This is a genomic window from Oribacterium sp. HCP3S3_B9, assembly GCF_052064255.1.
GTDB lineage: Bacteria > Bacillota > Clostridia > Lachnospirales > Lachnospiraceae > Oribacterium.
Genome location: NZ_JBQHVY010000023.1, coordinates 21,591 through 27,775 on the forward strand (window position 1 = coordinate 21,591; position 6,185 = coordinate 27,775).

Sequence of the window (6,185 nt, forward strand, 5' to 3'; positions counted from 1 at the left end):
CTACCAGAGAAAAGAGACTCATAGCTGTCTGAAAATTGGGGCAGCTAAAATCTCCGGTGTCCTTGGCAATGGGTACCATTCAAACCATAAAAAATCCGGAGTGAATCGTCACTCCGGTTTAAAAAAGATCAGTAACCATCAAAATTTGATGATCCGCTTATTTCTTTGTGATATAGCCCTTCTTTGCGAGGTACTCAGCAGCTTCTACACCGCCGCCGGCAGCACCACGAAGGGTGTTGTGACTGAGGCCGACGAACTTCCAGTCATAGATGGAGTCCTCACGGAGACGGCCGATCGAGATGCCCATGCCGTTCTCGTAGTTCACGTCGAGGGAAACCTGTGGACGATCGTCCTCCTCGAGGTACTGGATGAACTGCTTCGGTGCAGACGGCAGCTCGAGCTCCTGTGGCTCACCGCGGTAGCTGCGGAGTGCCTCGACGAGCTCTTCCTTCGTCGGCTTCTTATGGAACTTGACGAAAACCGTCGCGGTGTGACCGTTCAGAATCGGTACACGGATGCACTGTGCAGAGATCTTCAGACCTTCGATAAGATCGATGTGATCTCCCGCGAGGCTGCCGAGTACGCGGAGCGGCTCCTTCTCGGACTTCTCTTCCTCACCACCGATGTACGGGATGATGTTGTGCTCCATCTCCGGCCAAGACTCGAAGTTCTTGCCGGCACCGGAAATCGCCTGGTAGGTGGAAACGATCACCTCATACGGCTCGAACTGCATCCATGCAGCGAGGGCTGGTGTGTAGGACTGGATCGAGCAGTTCGGCTTTACAGCGATGAAGCCACGTGTGGTGCCGAGACGCTTCTTCTGTGCCTCGATGAGCTGATAGTGATCCGGGTTGATCTCCGGAACGACCATCGGAACATCGGTCGTCCAGCGGTGTGCAGAGTTGTTCGAAACGACCGGGGTCTCCGTCTTCGCATACGCTTCCTCGATGGCCTTGATCTCGTCCTTCTTCATATCCACTGCGGAAAATACGAAGTCGACATCCTTTGCAACCTCTTCTACCTTTGAAACGTCCAGGACGATCATGTCCTTTACTTCCTCCGGAATCGGAATATCCAGCTTCCACTTACCTTCTACAGCCTCTGCATAGGTCTTACCCGCAGATCTCGGGGACGCTGCAAGCGTCGTCAGCTCGAACCATGGATGGTTTACAAGCAATGTGATAAAACGCTGGCCAACCATTCCAGTCGCACCAAGAACACCAACCTTTAACTTTTCCATTTCAGTCTCCTCGTCAACTTCTATCCGTATTTTTACTCTCAGATGCATACATCCTGCAGGATTTCGACATACAGCTGTTTCTTCACCCCGCAGGCACGTATATGTTTCCGTATTGTATTACTTTTAACTGTCAGTGGCAATATAACATTTTCGAATAGCAGCCTTTCGCCGCCCGGACAACTACTGTCAAAACGTAATTATGTCCAGGCATGGCTCGGCTGCCATCCGTCGAGTTTCGCCCGAACAGCAACAGGTGACATCCCCGTAATCAGTGCTTCGTGCCTTTTCCGGCGCGGCCGGCGAGCTTCAGGCGGTTTAAGCTGAGCGGCTTCTTCCGGTACGTGATCTCCACCGGCTCGGTGCCGAGGAGGTAGAAGTGCTCGAGGGTGTCGCACTTGCCGAGTCGGATGCCGATGACACCCTTGCTGTTCTTCTTCTGGAGCGGGATATCGCTCAGGGAGCAGCGGAGGAAGTAGCCGTCATGTGTCTCGAAGACGATGTCGGTTTCGTAAGCCATCTCCCGAATCTCGATCAGTCGATCGCCCTCGCCCAGCTTCGTTGCGGCGACGAGCTTGTTCGCAGTCTCGAATTCCGAGGTCTCGACGAGCTTCACCATCGCGTCTCTCGTCGCGAAGATCAGGGTCTTCCCAGCCAGGGCGGACTTCACATTGGCATAGATGATCTCCTCCTGGTTCGCGTTGTACTTACTGATGTTGTCGATCGGTACGCCCTTGTCCTTGAACTTTCCGAGCGGCACATCCTGGCACTTGATCTGGTGCATATTGCCCTTATCCGTGAACAGCAGCACGCGGTCCGTGTTCTTGCACTTCAGCACGAAACGGTTATCCGACTCGACGGCCTCCTGGTTCCGCTGGTAGGTCGCCTCATCCATGAGCTTGCAGTAGCCGAACTTGTCCTGGATGTAGTAGCAGCTGATCTCCTGCACCTCGTTCTCGTTGAAGACGGCTTCCTTACCATCCTCGAGCACGGTGCGACGCGGCACGGCATACGCGGCTCGGATCATCATGAGGTCCTCGGACAGCACCTCGTTCATGCGCTCGCGACTGCCGAGGATCCCGCGGTACTCCTTGATGTTTCGGAGGGTTTCTGCATGCTGCTTCTTCAGCTCGATCAGCTCGAGACCGATGAGCTTGCTGAGACGCATATCGAGGATCGCCTGTGCCTGCCGCTCCGTGAAGTGGAAGGTCTCGATCGTCGACATGAACTCGCGGTCCCGCTCACGGAACTTGATGCCCGCGATCTCACCGCTCATAAGTGCCTGCTTCGCATCGGCCTGGTTCTTCGAGTTCCGGAGGAGGGCAATGATGGCGTCGATCAGGTCGACGGCCTTGATGAGACCATCCTGGATCTCTTTACGTGCGAGCTCCTTCTCGAGCAGGTTCTGGTACTTGTTCGTGAGGATCTCGTACTGGAACTTGAGATAGGCCTTCAGGATGCCCCGGAGCGTCATGGTCTCCGGCCGACCCTCGTGTATGGCCAGCATGTTCACGCCGAAGGTATCCTCGAGTCTCGTTTTCTTATACAGTATATTCTGGATGCGCTCGATGTCCGCACCAGCCTTCAGCTCGAGTACGATACGGATGCCGTTTTTGTCGGACTGGTTCGAGATATCGACGATCTCCGGGAGGATCTTATCCTCGACGAGCTGGGCGACATCCTGCATGAACTTCATGATGCCCTGACCGATCATCGTATACGGAATCTCGGTCACGACGAGCTTATCGCGGTCGGAACGCCCCTCCTTCTTCTCAAACTGCAGCTTGCCGCGGAGCTTGAGGCGGCCCGTACCACTGCGGTAAATGTCGACGAGCTCGGACTTGTTGGCGATGATGCCGCCGGTCGGAAAATCCGGTCCCTTCAGGTACTGCATCATGTCCGCGGTCTCCATCGCCGGGTTGCGCAGGTACGCGAGGATAAGGTCGATGATCTCACCGAGATTGTGGCTCGGGGTGGAAGTCGTCATGCCGACCGCGATGCCCTCGGAACCGTTCAGCAGGAAGTACGGGATACGTGCCGGCAGCACCACCGGCTCCCGCAGGGTCTCATCGTAGTTCGGCTGAAACGGCACCATCGTATCGAGGTCCGCCAGCATGCAGTCATCCGTGAACTTCTCGAGCTTCGCCTCGGTGTATCGCGGTGCGGCTGCAGAGTCACCCTCGATCGAACCGAAGTTACCCTGGCCATGCACCACCGGCTGCATACGCTTGAAGTCCTGCGCCATGACGACCAGGGTGTCGTAGATCGAGGAATCACCGTGCGGATGGTACTTACCCATCGTATCACCACAGATACGCGCCGACTTGTAGGTCGGGCGGTCATGGTTTGCATGCAGCTCGTTCATATCATAGAGCACGCGCCGCTGTACCGGCTTCAGTCCGTCACGGATGTCCGGCACCGCACGCGAAGTGATGACAGACATCGAGTAATCGAGGTAGGATTTCTGCATCTCCTCGGAAAATTCAGTTGTTAAAATCTGTTCAGCCATAATATTCCCTTTATTTTTTATAAGGAGACAATGCCATTTGATGCGCCTACGGCGCGGGCATTGTCGTTTGATTTTGCCGCAATGGCGGCAAAACGGCCTCGCCGCCCGGGGGCATCACATGGAGTGTAGGAGTTTGTATAAGACAAACTCCGAAACGATATCCCACAGAGCTGTGCTCTGTGCCCGCAGGGCTAAACTCGGGCCTCCAAAGCCCGAGTTTAGGGCAGTCCCGTCCCTTCGGGCCACCCGATGTGATTACGAATCAATAACTGCTTCGTTTGCGTGGTCGTGGATGAAGTCGCGGCGCGGTCCTACGTCGGAGCCCATCAGCATAGACGTCACCTCGGAGGCCATGCGGCCGTCCTCGATCTCTATGCGCTTCAGTACGCGGTTTTCCGGGTTCAGGGTCGTCTCCCAGAGCTGCTCCGGGTTCATCTCACCGAGACCCTTGAAGCGCTTCAGCTCATAGGAGCCGGTCTTATGCTTCTTCTGATACTTCGTGAGCGCCGCCTCGTCGTAGAGGTACTCCGGCGCCTCCTTCTTACTGTGCGGGATCGCCTGGTAGAGCGGCGGCATCGACACGTACACATGTCCCTCACGGATGAGATCCGGCATGAAGCGGTACAGGAAGGTCAACAGCAGGGTGTCGATGTGCGAACCATCGACATCGGCATCCGTCATCAGGATGATCTTGTTGTAGCGCAGCTTCGAGATGTCGAAGTCGTTGCCGTAGCCCTCGGAGAAGCCGCAGCCGAAGGTGTTGATCATGGTCTTGATCTCCGCGTTCGCGAGGACCTTATCCATCGACGCCTTCTCGACGTTCAAGATCTTACCGCGAAGCGGCAGGATCGCCTGGGTCTGACGGTCGCGGCAGGTCTTCGCAGAGCCGCCCGCCGAATCACCCTCGACGATGAAGATCTCACACTTCTCCGGGTCCTTCGAGATGCAGTTCGCAAGCTTGCCATTTGAATCGAAGCTGTACTTCGACTTGCTCAGCATGTTCGTCTTCGCCTTTTCCTCGGCGCGACGGATCTTCGCGGACTTCTCGGCGCAGCTGATGATGGCCTTCACTACCTCGACGTTTCGATCGAAGTAGTGCTGCAGCTCCGCATCGACGATGCTCTGCACATACTTTGCAGCATCCGCACTCGCGAGCTTCGTCTTCGTCTGGCCCTCGAAAATCGGGTCCGGGAACTTGATGGCGATGACCGCGGTCATACCGTTACGGGTATCCGCACCGGTGAAGTTCGCATCCTTCTCCTTCAGGATCCCGAGCTGGCGTGCGTAGCTGTTGATGAGCTGCGTGAACTTCGTCTTGAAGCCCACGATATGTGTACCGCCCTCCTGGGTGAAGATGTTATTACAGAAGCCGAGGATGTTCTCCTCGAAATTATCACAGAACTGGATACAGCACTCGAGGGTCGTCCCCTCGCTCTCCCCGCGGAAGTAGATCTCCGGGGTCACCGGTTCGCTGTCCTTATTGAGCTCCTTTACGAAGGCGATGATGCCCTCCGGCTCATGGTATTCGATCGTCTCCGGCAGCTCTCCGCGCTGATCCGCATAGTGGATCGTCAGCTGCGGGTTGAGGTACGCGGTCTCATGCAGGCGGGACTTCAGCCACTCCTCCTTGAAACGTGTCTTCTCGAAGATCTCCGGATCCGGGATGAAGCTGATCTCTGTACCGGTCTCCTTCGTCTTTCCGACCACTGGAAGAAGTCCGTTCACGAGCTCCGTCGTCGGCTTACCGCGCTCGTAGGAGTCCTCATAGATCTTTCCGCCCTGATAGACCCGCACGCGCATCATCTGTGAGAGAGCATTGACCACGGACGAGCCAACGCCATGGAGACCACCGGAGGTCTTATATGCCTTATCGTCGAACTTTCCACCCGCATGCAGTGTCGTCAGGACGATACGCTCCGCAGACACACCCTTCTGGTGCATCCCGACCGGGATACCACGACCATCATCGCGCACGGTACATGCGCCATCCGCGGTCAGCGTTACCCATATATTTCTACAGTATCCTGCCAGATGCTCATCGACCGAGTTATCTACGATCTCGTAGATCAGGTGATTGAGACCACGCTGTCCCACCGAACCGATGTACATACCCGGTCGCACACGGACCGGCTCCAGCCCCTCAAGGACCGTAATACTCGACGCATCATACTTCTCTGCCATAAACACTCCTGTTTTTACTCTATTTCAACTCCACAGGCATCGAACACCTGCGAAGGCCTAATCTTAAAAATGATACCATAGATCACATGTTTTATGCAAGAGCCCGAGGAGGGCCGGCAACAGAAGCCATACGAAGAGTTCGTGAAAAATCAAAATTGTCCCCCTTAGAACCAGTTGGAGTAATTTTTCCTTAGCACTCTCTGCAACACTGAGTTTTCATAAAGAAAACTCAGTCGTTTGCAGAGAGCCTACTGGTTC

General features: G+C 55.5%; 3 protein-coding genes. All 3 read right to left on the reverse strand.

Going from position 1 to position 6,185, the window contains the following annotated elements; genetic code table 11:
* Positions 1 to 157: 157 nt before the first annotated feature.
* Positions 158 to 1,240 (reverse strand): aspartate-semialdehyde dehydrogenase, encoded by a 1,083-nt coding sequence (gene asd / locus ACTNC3_RS10320; protein WP_410043851.1) that lies wholly within the window; start codon positions 1,238 to 1,240, stop codon positions 158 to 160.
* Positions 1,241 to 1,508: 268 nt separating this feature from the next.
* Positions 1,509 to 3,746: a DNA gyrase/topoisomerase IV subunit A gene (locus ACTNC3_RS10325; RefSeq protein ID WP_410043850.1), complete on the reverse strand. Its 2,238-nt coding sequence runs from the start codon at positions 3,744 to 3,746 to the stop codon at positions 1,509 to 1,511.
* A gap of 255 nt (positions 3,747 to 4,001) precedes the next feature.
* A complete protein-coding gene (locus ACTNC3_RS10330; RefSeq protein WP_441227377.1) occupies positions 4,002 to 5,927 on the reverse strand; it encodes a DNA gyrase/topoisomerase IV subunit B in 1,926 nt (641 codons plus the stop codon).
* Positions 5,928 to 6,185 lie beyond the last annotated feature (258 nt).